Genomic DNA, 12998 nt, shown 5'->3' on the forward strand with positions numbered 1-12998 from the left:
CATGCTTTAGCTCACAACCTAAGAAAGAAAGTGGCATAAGAGACACTTTTCAAACTGGAAAAAACTTCAAAAGAAAAACGAATAAATACAAAAAAAATCCGCCTCACTGGTTGTGAGACGGACTCTTTGCATAAAAGTAAATAATTTTTTACATTTATAAAGAAACAATCATACAGCGGACAGTGGAAATTCCGGTATTCTTCGCTGAGGGTTTTGTTTATTCGAATCACATTAAAGAATGCATTAATGCCTCCATCAGAAAAAAATATCCCCGTCCACCACCTCACTTCTGAACCGTTTCAGCTGATGACTCTTGATACAGGACATCCGGAAAATTTTAATGATGTTCATAGGCATAATTTCTTTGAAATCATCTGGTTCAGCGATGTCAGGAAAAGCAGCAGCTTAGAACTGGATTTTGAAAGTCACGCTCTTAAAAATAATCAGATTTGTATCATTGCACCTGGACAGGTATTCAATATGAAGCTCAGAGGTGAAAAAGGATATGTATTGGCCGTGAGCAGGGAGATATTTAAAGAAGCCTGTGATATCGAAACAATTCTCACGGGCGGAACGTGTCCCTTTTCTTTAGATCCTCAAAGCGCAGAAACCTGCAATACCATTATCTCGCTTATGAAAGAGGAATATACTGGCGCATCAAGGGTCGATTTATTAAAAACCTACCTCAGAGCATTTTGTATCATTATCACAGAACAGATCGGGCAGCAGGATCCTTCAATTAATGATAGACAGCGCATCCAACAGTTGGTAAGCCTGATCGAAGAATATTATACCATTCAGAGAGAGACCCGTTTCTATGCGGATCAAATAAAAGTCAGCACTCACCACCTCAATGACATTGTACGCCTTTCCAGAGGAACGACAGTGAAAAAAATGATCGCTCAGAGACTTATTTTGGAAGCTAAAAGAGAACTTAGTTTTGGAGCTTTGACCATTAAGGAAATTGCTTTTAAACTGGGATTCAGCGACGCGTCTTATTTCTCACGTTTCTTCAAAAAACATACCGGCCGGAATCCAGAGGGATTTAAAGAAGGGAAACCATAATCTTCAGAAAGTTCTTTTAAATTCATCTTAAAATAATAAGTTTTCATAAAAATCATAAAATATAGTCCTCAGTTTGTGCTGGTATTCCTTCAGTTCCTGTATTGAAAAGCTTTGTTTTTTACCGGAATTTTGCCGGAAGAAAAAAAGATCTGTGTAGATCGGTTAATGATTGAACTCCTTTATGAGAAACTTAAGTATCGTTGTGTTTATTCTGGCACTACTCAACACCCTGGAATCACTGAGTATAGACCTTTATCTGCCCGCTTTTCCGAGCATGGCCCAGATTTTCCAAACCGATATCGGACATATTCAGATTTCAATTTCTGTGTTTTTTGCAGGATTTGCTTTCGGACAATTACTTTGGGGACCTTTGTCTGACAGGACAGGGCGTAAACCCATGTTGTATTGCGGACTTTTCCTCTTCATTGTAGGGGCTACAGCGATATTTTTTACAGAAAATATTTACGTGCTTTGGGCGATGCGATTTCTGCAGGCATTTGGTGGAAGTGCGGGCATTGTAATCGGGAGGGCCATCGTTATTGACCTTTACGACAGACAAAAATCTGTAGCCATTTTTTCTCAGCAGTCCCAGATCAGTGGAATAGCTCCGATTGTTGCTCCGCTATTGGGAAGTGTATTTCTCAAATTCTGGGGATGGAACAGCTCATTTGCTTTTTTGAGCATAATGGGTCTTTTAACCCTGTTAATGGTATGTAAATATGTTCCAGAAACCAATTCAAGAATGGCGCTTTCTGATCATACGGCAGATGAAAAAGGATTAAAGGATCACCTAAAAACAATACTTTCTAATAAAGAGTTTATCAACAGTACAATGATTGGAAGTATTGCCTTCGCTTCTCTGATTATTTATATTTCTAATGCGCCGTTTTTATTTATGAAACTTCATGGGTTCTCCAGTGGGACTTTCAGTTTGATATTTGGCTTTAATTCATTAGCCTTAATAACCGCAGCATATATTACGCCTAAATTAATAAAGAGAATAAGCGAGACAAAGCTTTTATTAGCAGCCACCCTTATATTGTTGATCGTATGTAGCATGCATATCCTTATTGCTGCAGGAAATCTTTCGGTAGTACTGGAAATTATGATGCTGTATCTGTCATTGCTGGCTATCGGAATTTTATTCCCTATTACTTCCGCTCATGCTTTGTCGCCTTTTAAAGAAGGCCGTGGTACGGCGGCGGCTGTGATGGGATTTATGCAGCTGATGGTTACTTTTTTACTTTCAGGACTGGCGGGATTTTTAGAAGCAGACTCCATCATGCCGATGGTTATTTTACGTGCAGGCATTGCATTGATTGCAGTCTGGTTTGCTTACCGTTCATTTAAGAATAAAAAAGTTTCCGTATAAGGGAAATGCAAAGGGACGATTTAGTTTAAAATAAAATATCATTGTATTGATATGATCCTACCATTTCCCCGCTTGGTCATACCATCCCAACACTTAATCAAGTAATTTTTGTAAACGACCTCCAAAGGTATCTCTTTGCATAAAATTTAAATTATGAAGAGAAATCTTTTGGCAGCCGTTTGCGGATTGTTTGGATGTTATGTCAGTGCACAGTCCGGAATATCCGGAGAGCTTAAAACAGAATATATTCCTTTTTCCAGTTACATCCGTCCCGAAGACAGTGCAAAAACAAATTCTAAGAGCAATTTTAAAAGAGTCGATCTTAATCTCAGCATTCCATTGTCAATGAAAAAAGACAGCAGTGGAAGAATAAAAGCCTGGTCACTTCTGTTGAGTGGATCTTATGCAAAAATGGCGCATAAAGATTACGAAAGACCGCTATTTCCGGATCAGATGCTGAATGCACAAGTCGGAATCCAGCACATGAGACCCTTAGGAAAAAAATGGAGTATGATGATGACAGCATCAGTAGGTGTTTACACGGATCTTGAGCAAATAAGTTCTGACGACATTCTGGGACAAGGGGGAATCTTGTTTATCAGACATTTTAATCCTAATCTGGCCCTTGGAGGGGGCCCTGTACTGACGACTGCTTTTGGGGTTCCTATGATCTTACCGTGGATTTATTTCGATTGGAAAACCAACGGAAAAATTAAATTGAACATCAATTTCCCGGAAGGAATGGAAGCCGGTTACCTGTTTTCAGATAAATTTGCCCTGAAAGCGGTGGTAAACCTCAGCGGAATGACGGTAGAAAGAAATAAAGACGGAAAATCCATGTTGCTGGGGTACCAGCAGATCACAGCAGGAATAAGACCGGAATTAAAGCTGAATGATAAGCTAAGCCTTCGGCTAACGGGGGGAACCGCTCTGCTGAGAAGTTTCAATGAAAACGACAGAAAGATCAACAGTATTTTCAAAGACAAAAAAATAGCAGACCCCAAATTTGCCAGCACATTTTATGTCGCAGTATCATTGAGGTGGAACTTGCCTTAAGAGCATAGATGGAAGATGGGAGCAGGAAGATGGAAGTGACTATCCAAAATTATTTGCTTTTAGTCTGTTGATTATTAGCATCCTTGTAGATTCAAATGAAAAAGACAATCATTTAATTTTCGACAACAATAACTCCCTTCTCCCAGCTTCCCTCTTCCTTTCTATTTGCTAATAAGCTTCTTGTACACCACCTGATTGAGCAGCTCCTCCTTTCGGGTACGAGAAATCGGAAGCTCTGTTTTATTGATAAATAAGCGTCCGCCTGAGATCATATCGATGTGGGTGATATTGATCAGGAAAGATTTATGGATCCTGAAAAAATGCTCAGAAGGCAGAGATTCTTCAATAGCCTTCATCGTCTGATGAATCACCAGAGCCTTATCTTTAAAGTGAATTTTTGTGTAGTTCTGCATACTTTCGATATACAAAATGTCTACCCAGGAAACCTTGATAAAGCTATCCGATTGCCTCACGTAGAGAAAAGGATCATCAAAAGGAGAATTTTTCCTCATCTTTTCAGACACGATAAACTGCTGCTGCGCCTTATTGACCGCCTGGTAAAAACGGTTAAAAGCAATGGGTTTCAGAAGATAATCTACAACCTGAAGGCGGTATCCTTCCAAAGCGTATTCAGAATAGGCAGTTGTGAGGATGCATAAAGGTGGATTTTCAAGCTGTTCCAGAAATTCAAGACCTGTTAAATAAGGCATGTTGATATCCAGAAAAAGAAGATCAATTTCCTTTTCCTTGACTATAGTATCGGCTTCCAATGCCGTCGCACAAGTACCTTCAACCAATAAAAAATCGATCTGATCTGCTAATTCTTTGAGGTGAAACCTTGCCAATGGCTCATCATCTACGATCAGACATTTCATTTTGGGGATATTACTGCTCATTGTTGTCGGATAATTGTAGGGTTAAAGTGATTTTGTATACATTATTGTCTGCCTGAATGTTAAGCTCATGAGCATCCGGATACTGTAATTTTAAACGTTTTTGTACATTTTGAAGCCCGATTCCGCCGGATCCTTCCTTCTTTTTGTAGGTGGCCAGTTCGGAATAACAGTTTTCGACATTAAATACAAGAAAATGGTCTTTTTCCATACATGAAATTTTCACATAACCCTTATGGCCAGGGAGCCTGCAGACATATTTGAATGCATTTTCGATGAAGGGAACCAACAGGAGCGGAGCAATAAATGATCTCTTATTTCCGATGTTCCAATCAGCATTCACCTCCAGTTCATTGCCCCATCTTAATTTCTCCACTTCTACCAGATTTTGAAGATGTTCAATATCCTGAGCCAGAGGCACCACATTTTGGCTGCAGTGATACAACTGATAACGTAGAATATCAGAAAATTTAAGCAATAAATAATCCGCAAGCTGAGTATCCGTTTTCATCAGAATATGAATGTGGTTCAGAATATTGAAGACCACATGAGGATTGATCTGATCCTGTAATAACTTAAGTTGATTTTCCAGATGAGCCTGTTGCAGCAAAATGTGATCCCGTTCTATCCTTCCGTGTTCCTGATAAAATTTGATGCCGCAAGCAGATCCGTTGATAAGAAAAGAAGCTGGAAGTGCAAGGTAGAAACCTTTCCATAAAAAAGGAAGATGACCCGCAAAATAAGCAGGAAGCTGGTTTTTTGAGCTCACTTCAATATAAGTGAAAATCAAAGAATAAATAAAGCTCAATAAAAGAATAACGCCTGTTGCCTGAATCAGAAATAATTTCATCTTTTTTGCCCGTAAAGCTTTAGGAAGGAGTCTTGTCGTGAGAAAATGAGTGAAAATAAAAGAAGTAATGACAAGAGCAATCGTTTGAAATACAGCAGATGGTTTGTCAGAGGTAGCCTGAAAGTTGATGTACACAGCCGCTGCAAAAACGAGCCAGAAAAGACTAACAAAAATATATTCTCTTAAAATAAAAGGTTTTGTCATGGAGAAGGGTAAAGCAGATTGATAAAAAATTAGAAACTGCAGGGCGCAGTTTCTAATAGGTAAAGATAATTTAAGTTTTTAGAATAAGAAATATCCTATTCCCAGTGTCAAACTGTGAGGTTTAGACTTAAACTCTTTGCTGATGCTTGAAAGTCCCGTTTCATATCTGAGGTCTGCCGTGAAATTTTTATAATCTACACCCACACCTCCTGTGATTCCAATATTCGATTTATCAAAGCTTTTAAAGCCTTCCTGCAGGGCTTTCGACGTGGAAAGCTTGTTCTTAAAGGCGTAGCTGTAAACGCCTCCCGCAAATGCTCTTACATTAAAATCTTTCGTATTGACGAGTTTATAACCGATCACGATCGGAATGTCAATAGAATTCCAGCTTAGTTTTGCTGAAGTTCCATCCTTAGTGTCAAACGATGTTTTTCTTTTGTTGAATAACGCCTCTCCCTGTACATAAAGACTTCCGATATCCATTCTGGTCATAATTCCTCCCTGATAGCCGAAGCCGTATTTCCCTTCCAGTGCTGAGGATTCCGTTGAGGTTTTTGTAAAACTGGCGCCACCTTTGATCCCGATATGGAAAGCCGGGTTCTGCTGGGCCTTGGTTTCTACCGAACAGGTAATACATAATAAAAGTGAGCTTAATGCTAAAAACTGCTGTTTCATAAATTGCTGTTAATAATGTGATGCAAAACAACAACTATCACAAGCCGGATAAAACTTTATTTGATGAATGGCAGAAATGCATTGACAAGGATCTGTTTTTAGCTGAAAAGCAAAAAAAAATCGGAAGAGGGTACTTCCGATGGTAATGATTAAAAAGGCTGTTCTTCACAATTAGATGGGGGATTACACCCTCCGCCGCCGCCGCCGCCAGGATTTCCTACAGAGATGCATCTTCCCGGATTTCCATCATCATCCATTTCACAGGCTCTTCCAAAAGCACAGTCACAATCCGTCCAGCAATACGCAGATTCACCGTTCATATGACAGCCATTGATACCTGCACCCAGGATCGTCGACAGGTCCTTTCTTAATAGTTTTTTCATTTTTCTCATACTTAATTGATTTTGTAAGTTAATAGTCTGATGTATAAGTAAATATAATCAAAAAATTAAATACTTTTCATCAATAGGAGAAATAAGAGATAAAAATTTCACAGAACACAAAAGAAACAACCCACTGCATCTGCAATGGGTTGATCTGTTTTATTTACTGAAATTCAATTGTAAAGGAAGGTTGACCACAGAAAGGACAGGTCGTCCATTTGATTCTGCAGGTTTCCATTTGCCCTTATCCCTTATCCGGTAAAAAGCGGCTTCTATAAATGCATTCACATCTTCATTATTCCCTTTTACTTTCACATGGGAGGCATTCCCTTTAGAGTCTAAAGTAAATTTTAAATTTATTTTATAAGGATTGACTGAAAAATTCAGGAAAGTAAGATCTATCGCTTCATTTAAAAGCTTTTGAAAAGAGGCTTTTCCCGCTTCATATTCTGCTTCCCTGGTGATCTTAGGCGCCATAGGAGGTGGAACATCCGCTGTCATTTTCTTTTCTTCCTCGGAAATCTTCTCTAAAGCATTTTTGTATGCCGAGATTTTTTCTTCGGTAAGAAGCCACTCCTGCTTAGTCCTTTCATCATTAGGCTTCGGATATTTCTTGTACAGAGACTTTATTTTTCTTTCATACCGTGAGTCTGCCTTCTGAAACTCAGAGACCTGGGCACTGCTGAAAGAAAAAATCAAAATAAGGGCTAATGCTGAAAGTTTTTTCATCAGAATTAAGCTTTTACAATATTAATGATGACTTCCACTGCTTTTTCCATGCTTTCCAGCGCGACATATTCGTAAGGTCCGTGGAAGTTCATTCCTCCTGCAAAAATATTAGGACAAGGCAGTCCCATATAAGATAGCTGAGCTCCGTCTGTTCCTCCTCTGATTGCCTTAATTTTAGGCTCAATATCCGCTTCCTTCATCGCTTTTGCAGCAAGGTCAATGATGTGCATTTTTCCTTCAAACTGCTGCTTCATATTTCGGTACTGCTCTTTGATTTCCACTTCAGCAGTTCCTTCACCATGTTTTTGGTTGAATTCGGCTACTTTTTCCTCCATGAATTTTTTTCTGGCTTCATACTTTTCTTCATCATGATCACGGATGATATATTGAAGTTTTGCCTCAGAAATATCAGCCGTAATATCCATTAAATGATAAAAGCCGTCAAAACCTTTAGTTGTAGCCGGAGTTTCATTCGCTGGAAGCATTTGTATAAATTCAGCAGCTAAAAGTCCAGCATTAACCATTTTTCCGTAAGCATAACCAGGGTGAACGCTCAATCCGTGGATTTTTACTACAGCTCCTGCAGCATTAAAGTTTTCATATTCCAATTCTCCCACTTCACTGCCGTCCATGGTATAAGCCCACTCAGCACCGAATTTAGCCACATCAAATTTATGTGCGCCTCTTCCGATCTCTTCATCAGGAGTAAATCCTACAGCAATTCTCCCGTGCTTAATTTCCGGGTGGGCGATAAGATATTCCGCAGCTGTTACAATTTCTGCACATCCTGCCTTATCATCAGCTCCAAGAAGAGTATTCCCGTCTGTCGTGATCAGTGTTTGTCCGATGTATTGTTTTAAACTTTCAAATTTAGAAGAAGACAGGGTAAATCCTGTAGCCTGGTTCAAAAGAAGATCACCTCCGTCATAGTTTTCCCAAATCTGAGGTTTTACATTTTCCCCGCTAAAATCAGGAGAAGTATCATAATGTGAAATAAAACCTATTGTTGGCCTTTTATCATTTTCTACATTAGAAGGAACATAGCCCATAATATAACCATGTTCATCAATGGAGACATCTTCTAAACCAATTGTTTTCAGTTCCTCAGCAATATGATTGGCAATGTCCCACTGTCGGGGAGTAGAAGGTGTTGTTTCGCTTTCAGCATCACTGGTTGAATATATTTTTACATAGGTAAGAAAACGGTTTAATAATTTCTCTTTCCACAATGGGTTGAATTCTATTATACTCATCGATCATAAATTTCCAACAAATATACAATGTAAATTTTTCAAATTTGGACTTTAAGGGATATTTTCAGAAGGTAATTAAGATTCATTTTTTTAATCTGGAGCTCCAATTTCGTTAATCAAATAAATTATCATAACTTGCATCTATTATGATGTCCAAACGTTGCAAATATGCTTTGAAAGCAATGGTTAGATTGGCAAGAAACTACAATCAGGGATTTTTGTCAACCGCTATTATTGCACAGGATGAGAATATTTCCAAAAAATTTTTAGAACAGATTCTTCTAGAACTGAAAAGAGCCAAGCTGGTCAACAGTAAACAGGGAACCGCCGGAGGGTACTATCTCCTGAAGTCACCTGATGAGGTTTCACTGGCCGACATCTACCGTATTTTTGAAGGGCCTATCGCTTTAACTCCATGTATTTCTTTGAATTTTTATGAACCTTGCGATGATTGCGTCGATGAGGCAACATGCTATCTCAGAAATGAACTCATGATTGTCAGAGAAAAGACAAGAAAAAGCATGATGGAAGCTACCCTTACTTCCTTTATAAAAAACAGCTGAAAATTTTTTTAATTTTTATATCCTATTAATTTGGTAGGATAAGTGGGATTTATATATATTTGCAGGAGTTAATTTCAACTACAAATGGAAAATACCCTGAAAATAGAATTCGATGAATTGCTGGAAAAGGCCTCTGCAGGTGCTTTCAGTGATGATTTTTTGGAAGTTATTTCCAACAGGTTCCCTGGTGAAGTCATCTTTTCTACAAGCTTCAGTTATGAAGATCAGGTCGTCACTCATCTGATAAAAAACCTGAATATTGATATTTTCACCCTCGATACGGGAAGACTTTTTGAGCAGACCTATGAAACCTGGACTTCCTCCAGAGCGTTTTTTAAAAAGAATATTAAGGCTTATTATCCGGATCCGGAATCGCTGCAGCAATTTGTTTCAGAAAACGGACCCGACTCCTTCTATCAATCGGTAGAACAGAGAAAAGCCTGCTGCAATATCCGAAAGGTTATTCCTTTGAAAAAAGCACTTCACGGATATAAGGTTTGGATCACAGGCTTAAGGTCTGAACATTCCGCAGGCAGAAAAGAAATGCCGCAGCTGGAGTGGGACCCAGATCATCAGATCATCAAATTTCATCCCATCCTTCACTGGACTACAGAACAGGTGACAGACTATGTCAAAGCGAATCATCTTCCCTATAATCATCTTCACAAAAAAGGATTTGTAAGCATAGGATGTGAACCCTGTACAAGAGCAATCAAAGAAGGAGAAGATTTCAGAGCAGGCCGCTGGTGGTGGGAAGATGCCGATAAGAAAGAATGCGGCTTGCATGTTCATCAATAAAAAAATAAAATATGTCATTATATCATTTCAATTATTTAGATCAGTTAGAATCTGAATCCATCTATATTTTAAGGGAAGTAGCAGGGCAGTTTGAGCGTCCGGCTTTACTGTTCAGCGGAGGAAAAGACAGTATTGTCCTTGCACATCTGGCCGCAAAAGCATTTCCTTATGGCAAGATTCCTTTCAAATTTGTTCATGTCGATACCGGGCACAACTTTCCGGAGGTTTTAAGCTTCAGAGATCAGCTGGCTGCAGAATTGGATGTAGAGCTGGTCGTAAGAAAAGTGGAAGATACCATTAACAAAAGAAAACTGACAGAACCTAAAGGTAAATTTCCAAGCCGGAACTGGTTGCAGACCTTTACCCTTCTCGACACGATTGAAGAATTCGAGTTTGATGCGTGCATCGGTGGAGCGCGAAGAGACGAAGAAAAAGCCCGTGCAAAAGAAAGAATATTCTCTGTTCGCGATGAATTCGGACAATGGGATCCAAAACTTCAGCGACCTGAGCTATGGAATATCTTTAACGGAAAAATTCATAAAGGAGAAAATGTGAGGGTGTTTCCAATCAGCAACTGGACAGAACTTGATATCTGGAACTATATCCGGAGAGAAAATATAGCACTGCCATCTATTTACTTTTCGCATGAAAGAGAAGTGGTAGACCTTAATGGACAGTGGATTGCAAATTCCGAGCATGCTGTTCTGGAGGAAGAAGATACTGTTATCATAAAAAGAATACGCTACCGCACCGTGGGTGATATGACCTGCACGGCGGCAGTAGAATCGGAAGCAGCGACAGTAGATAGGGTAATTGAAGAGATCGTGGCTACCCGCATATCAGAAAGAGGTGAAACCAGAATTGATGACAGGGTAACCGAGGCGGCTATGGAAGATCGTAAAAAAGGCGGCTATTTCTGATAGGTAATGAGCAATGAGTAATAAGCAATAATACAACTTGGAAAATAGTATCAGAGTACATATTCCTCATTATGTATTATTTATTGCTCATCATTAATCAATCATCATTAATCATTTATAACAAAAAACTCGTGGATATATTAAGATTTATAACAGCAGGAAGCGTAGATGACGGGAAAAGCACCCTCATCGGTAGACTGCTTTACGATAGCAAAAGCATTTTACAGGACCAATTGGAGGTTCTGGAAAAACACTCTAAAAACAAAAATGATGATGGGGTAGACCTGGCTCTTTTAACGGATGGGCTCCGTGCAGAAAGAGAGCAGGGAATCACGATTGATGTCGCTTACAGATACTTTTCGACATCAAAAAGAAAATTTATTATTGCAGATGCTCCGGGGCATGTTCAGTACACCCGAAACATGATTACCGGAGCTTCTAATTCAGATCTTATGGTTATTCTCATTGATGCCCGTAAAGGAGTAATTGAGCAGACCAGAAGACATTCCATTATCGCATCATTGCTTAAGCTGAAAAAAGTAGCCGTTGCGATTAACAAAATGGATATGGTAGAATATTCAGAAAATGTTTTTGAAACCATAAAAGCAGATTATGCTAAAATGGCAGAAGGCCTGGGCTTAAACGATGTTACCTATTTCCCCATTTCCGCATTGAGAGGAGATAATATTGTTTCCTTGTCGTCCACTACAGAATGGTATCAGGGAAGTTCACTTCTTGAATATTTGGAAGAAGTACAGCTTGATCAGGAGCAAAACAGAGGTAGCCGTTTTCAGGTACAATACGTCATCCGCCCTCAGACTGAAGAGCTACATGATTACAGGGGTTATGCAGGGCAGATCATCAGTGGAAGTTTTCAGAAAGGGGATAAAATAGCCATACTTCCTGCGGGAATTGTTACTGAAATTGCATCCATAGAAGTGAATGGAGCTGAAGTTCAGGAAGCTTTTGAAGGACAGCCTGCCTTAATTCAAATCACAGAGGACATAGATATCAGCAGGGGAGATCTATTTGCTGTGGCAGAAGAACTTCCTACCGTTGAAAAAGAAGTGGAAGTGTTACTTTGCTGGCTTGATCACAAAGCCCTGTTACCGGGCAACAAATACCTGCTGCAACATCATAGCAGACAGCTGAAGGCCGTGGTAAAACAGGTCGATTATAAGATCAATGTCAATACACTGGAACAGGAAACTGCAGAAGGAGAAGTAAAGCTTAACGAGATTGCAAAAGTAACGATACGAACTGCGCAGCCTTTGGTATTTGATGATTTTATAAGTAATAAAAAAACGGGATCAGCGATTCTGGTTGATGAAACCTCTAATGCTACCGTTGCAGCCTGTATAATTCAGTAGACGATGAAAGTGCCGGATCATTTTATAAAGAAAATTCTTGAAAAAAAGAAGACCAGTTCCCGGGGATTCTTTGATACGAGGAAGATGGAAGGTTTTGTAAATCAGCTGTATCATATTTTGTTTCTTTCACAGGGTTTAAATACTGAAGATCAGATTAATATAGAGTTCGGTGAATTGCACAAAATTCTTTTTGATTTGGTTAAAAATACATCAAAGGATGGGGTGTTTGCTGAAAAGCAGACCGATGATTTCTTTCTTGCATTGCCGGATCTTTACAATACACTGATCCTGGATGCTGAATCTATTTTAGAATTTGATCCGGCGACAGAATCCCTGGAAGAAATACTCCTCGCATATCCGGGCTTTTTTGCGACGTATGTGTATAGGATTTCCCATCAGCTTTGGATTCAAAAAATAAAAATCCTGCCTCGTGTGATCTCAGAATATGCACACAGCAGAACAGGAATAGACATTCATCCCGGGGCAATCATTGGAGAACATTTCTTTATTGATCATGGAACAGGAATTGTCATCGGGGAAACGACTGTCATTGGGAATCATGTGAAACTGTATCAGGGCGTAACCCTTGGAGCGTTACATGTTTCAAAGGATAAAGCCAATGAAAAAAGACATCCGAATATTGAAGACCATGTTATTATCTATTCCGGAGCCACCATTCTGGGAGGGAATACAACTATAGGCAGAGAAAGCATCATTGGTGGAAACGTATGGATCACCCAGGATGTTCCTTCCGGTTCTCTGGTCTATCATAAAAGTGAAATAAAAATAAAAGATAACGGAACCCTTCCCGAATCTTTAACATTTGTGATTTAAAAGCAACAAAAAACAACATAAAATTGAGTCGGT

The 12998-nt window shown here is 39.2% G+C and carries 14 protein-coding genes; 8 read left to right on the forward strand and 6 right to left on the reverse strand.

The window, feature by feature from the left end; genetic code table 11:
• Positions 1–246: 246 nt before the first annotated feature.
• The 3 genes from HHL23_RS08210 to HHL23_RS08220 all read left to right on the forward strand — a co-directional run bounded on the left by HHL23_RS08210 (position 247) and on the right by HHL23_RS08220 (position 3493).
• Complete coding sequence (locus HHL23_RS08210; protein ID WP_169234327.1) at positions 247–1065, forward strand: helix-turn-helix domain-containing protein; 819 nt, start codon at positions 247–249, stop codon at positions 1063–1065.
• A 181-nt stretch (positions 1066–1246) separates the two neighbouring features.
• Entirely contained in the window at positions 1247–2437 is a 1191-nt protein-coding gene (locus HHL23_RS08215; protein WP_169234328.1) for a multidrug effflux MFS transporter, read from the forward strand.
• A gap of 153 nt (positions 2438–2590) precedes the next feature.
• Positions 2591–3493: a DUF6268 family outer membrane beta-barrel protein gene (locus HHL23_RS08220; RefSeq protein ID WP_169234329.1), complete on the forward strand. Its 903-nt coding sequence runs from the start codon at positions 2591–2593 to the stop codon at positions 3491–3493.
• 161 nt (positions 3494–3654) lie between these two features.
• Here HHL23_RS08220 and HHL23_RS08225 read toward each other — a convergent pair whose 3' ends face one another.
• From HHL23_RS08225 to pepT, 6 genes are all read right to left on the reverse strand, one after another.
• Complete coding sequence (locus tag HHL23_RS08225; protein ID WP_169234330.1) at positions 3655–4389, reverse strand: LytR/AlgR family response regulator transcription factor; 735 nt, start codon at positions 4387–4389, stop codon at positions 3655–3657.
• Positions 4379–5440 carry a sensor histidine kinase gene (locus HHL23_RS08230; RefSeq protein ID WP_169234331.1) on the reverse strand — a complete coding sequence of 354 codons (1062 nt, stop codon included), beginning with the start codon at positions 5438–5440 and terminating at the stop codon, positions 4379–4381. Before HHL23_RS08230 ends, HHL23_RS08225 begins: the two co-directional genes overlap by 11 nt.
• A gap of 78 nt (positions 5441–5518) precedes the next feature.
• The gene (locus HHL23_RS08235; protein ID WP_169234332.1) at positions 5519–6115 is read right to left on the reverse strand and encodes a porin family protein; all 597 of its coding nucleotides are present in this window, start codon (positions 6113–6115) and stop codon (positions 5519–5521) included.
• Between the two features lie 149 nt (positions 6116–6264).
• On the reverse strand, positions 6265–6498 hold the full coding sequence (locus tag HHL23_RS08240) for a hypothetical protein (RefSeq protein WP_169234333.1): 234 nt from the start codon (positions 6496–6498) through the stop codon (positions 6265–6267).
• A 159-nt stretch (positions 6499–6657) separates the two neighbouring features.
• Positions 6658–7227 (reverse strand): hypothetical protein, encoded by a 570-nt coding sequence (locus HHL23_RS08245; RefSeq protein WP_169234334.1) that lies wholly within the window; start codon positions 7225–7227, stop codon positions 6658–6660.
• Positions 7228–7232: 5 nt separating this feature from the next.
• The gene (gene pepT, locus HHL23_RS08250) at positions 7233–8480 is read right to left on the reverse strand and encodes a peptidase T (protein ID WP_169234335.1); all 1248 of its coding nucleotides are present in this window, start codon (positions 8478–8480) and stop codon (positions 7233–7235) included.
• Between the two features lie 146 nt (positions 8481–8626).
• Here pepT and HHL23_RS08255 point away from each other — a divergent pair, with 146 nt between their 5' ends.
• The 5 genes from HHL23_RS08255 to epsC all read left to right on the forward strand — a co-directional run bounded on the left by HHL23_RS08255 (position 8627) and on the right by epsC (position 12965).
• Entirely contained in the window at positions 8627–9043 is a 417-nt protein-coding gene (locus HHL23_RS08255; RefSeq protein WP_169234336.1) for an RrF2 family transcriptional regulator, read from the forward strand.
• An 84-nt stretch (positions 9044–9127) separates the two neighbouring features.
• A complete protein-coding gene (locus HHL23_RS08260; protein WP_169234337.1) occupies positions 9128–9841 on the forward strand; it encodes a phosphoadenylyl-sulfate reductase in 714 nt (237 codons plus the stop codon).
• Positions 9842–9852: 11 nt separating this feature from the next.
• Positions 9853–10761, forward strand: a complete 909-nt coding sequence (gene cysD, locus HHL23_RS08265; protein ID WP_169234338.1) for a sulfate adenylyltransferase subunit CysD — start codon at positions 9853–9855, stop codon at positions 10759–10761.
• A gap of 131 nt (positions 10762–10892) precedes the next feature.
• Complete coding sequence (locus HHL23_RS08270; protein WP_169234339.1) at positions 10893–12131, forward strand: sulfate adenylyltransferase subunit 1; 1239 nt, start codon at positions 10893–10895, stop codon at positions 12129–12131.
• 3 nt (positions 12132–12134) lie between these two features.
• Positions 12135–12965 carry a serine O-acetyltransferase EpsC gene (gene epsC, locus HHL23_RS08275; protein ID WP_169234340.1) on the forward strand — a complete coding sequence of 277 codons (831 nt, stop codon included), beginning with the start codon at positions 12135–12137 and terminating at the stop codon, positions 12963–12965.
• The last annotated feature ends 33 nt before the right edge of the window (positions 12966–12998 follow it).

The organism is Chryseobacterium antibioticum, from assembly GCF_012927325.1.
Classification (GTDB): domain Bacteria; phylum Bacteroidota; class Bacteroidia; order Flavobacteriales; family Weeksellaceae; genus Chryseobacterium; species Chryseobacterium antibioticum.

Excerpts from the sequence above, each read along its gene's own strand:
- HHL23_RS08210 (WP_169234327.1), top strand. The coding sequence starts at position 247 with ATGCCTCCATCAGAAAAAAATATCCCCGTCCACCACCTCACTTCTGAA.
- HHL23_RS08215 (WP_169234328.1), top strand. The coding sequence starts at position 1,247 with ATGAGAAACTTAAGTATCGTTGTGTTTATTCTGGCACTACTCAACACC.
- HHL23_RS08220 (WP_169234329.1), top strand. The coding sequence starts at position 2,591 with ATGAAGAGAAATCTTTTGGCAGCCGTTTGCGGATTGTTTGGATGTTAT.
- HHL23_RS08225 (WP_169234330.1), bottom strand. The coding sequence starts at position 4,389 with ATGAGCAGTAATATCCCCAAAATGAAATGTCTGATCGTAGATGATGAG.
- HHL23_RS08230 (WP_169234331.1), bottom strand. The coding sequence starts at position 5,440 with ATGACAAAACCTTTTATTTTAAGAGAATATATTTTTGTTAGTCTTTTC.
- HHL23_RS08235 (WP_169234332.1), bottom strand. The coding sequence starts at position 6,115 with ATGAAACAGCAGTTTTTAGCATTAAGCTCACTTTTATTATGTATTACC.
- HHL23_RS08240 (WP_169234333.1), bottom strand. The coding sequence starts at position 6,498 with ATGAAAAAACTATTAAGAAAGGACCTGTCGACGATCCTGGGTGCAGGT.
- HHL23_RS08245 (WP_169234334.1), bottom strand. The coding sequence starts at position 7,227 with ATGAAAAAACTTTCAGCATTAGCCCTTATTTTGATTTTTTCTTTCAGC.
- pepT (WP_169234335.1), bottom strand. The coding sequence starts at position 8,480 with ATGAGTATAATAGAATTCAACCCATTGTGGAAAGAGAAATTATTAAAC.
- HHL23_RS08255 (WP_169234336.1), top strand. The coding sequence starts at position 8,627 with ATGATGTCCAAACGTTGCAAATATGCTTTGAAAGCAATGGTTAGATTG.
- HHL23_RS08260 (WP_169234337.1), top strand. The coding sequence starts at position 9,128 with ATGGAAAATACCCTGAAAATAGAATTCGATGAATTGCTGGAAAAGGCC.
- cysD (WP_169234338.1), top strand. The coding sequence starts at position 9,853 with ATGTCATTATATCATTTCAATTATTTAGATCAGTTAGAATCTGAATCC.
- epsC (WP_169234340.1), top strand. The coding sequence starts at position 12,135 with ATGAAAGTGCCGGATCATTTTATAAAGAAAATTCTTGAAAAAAAGAAG.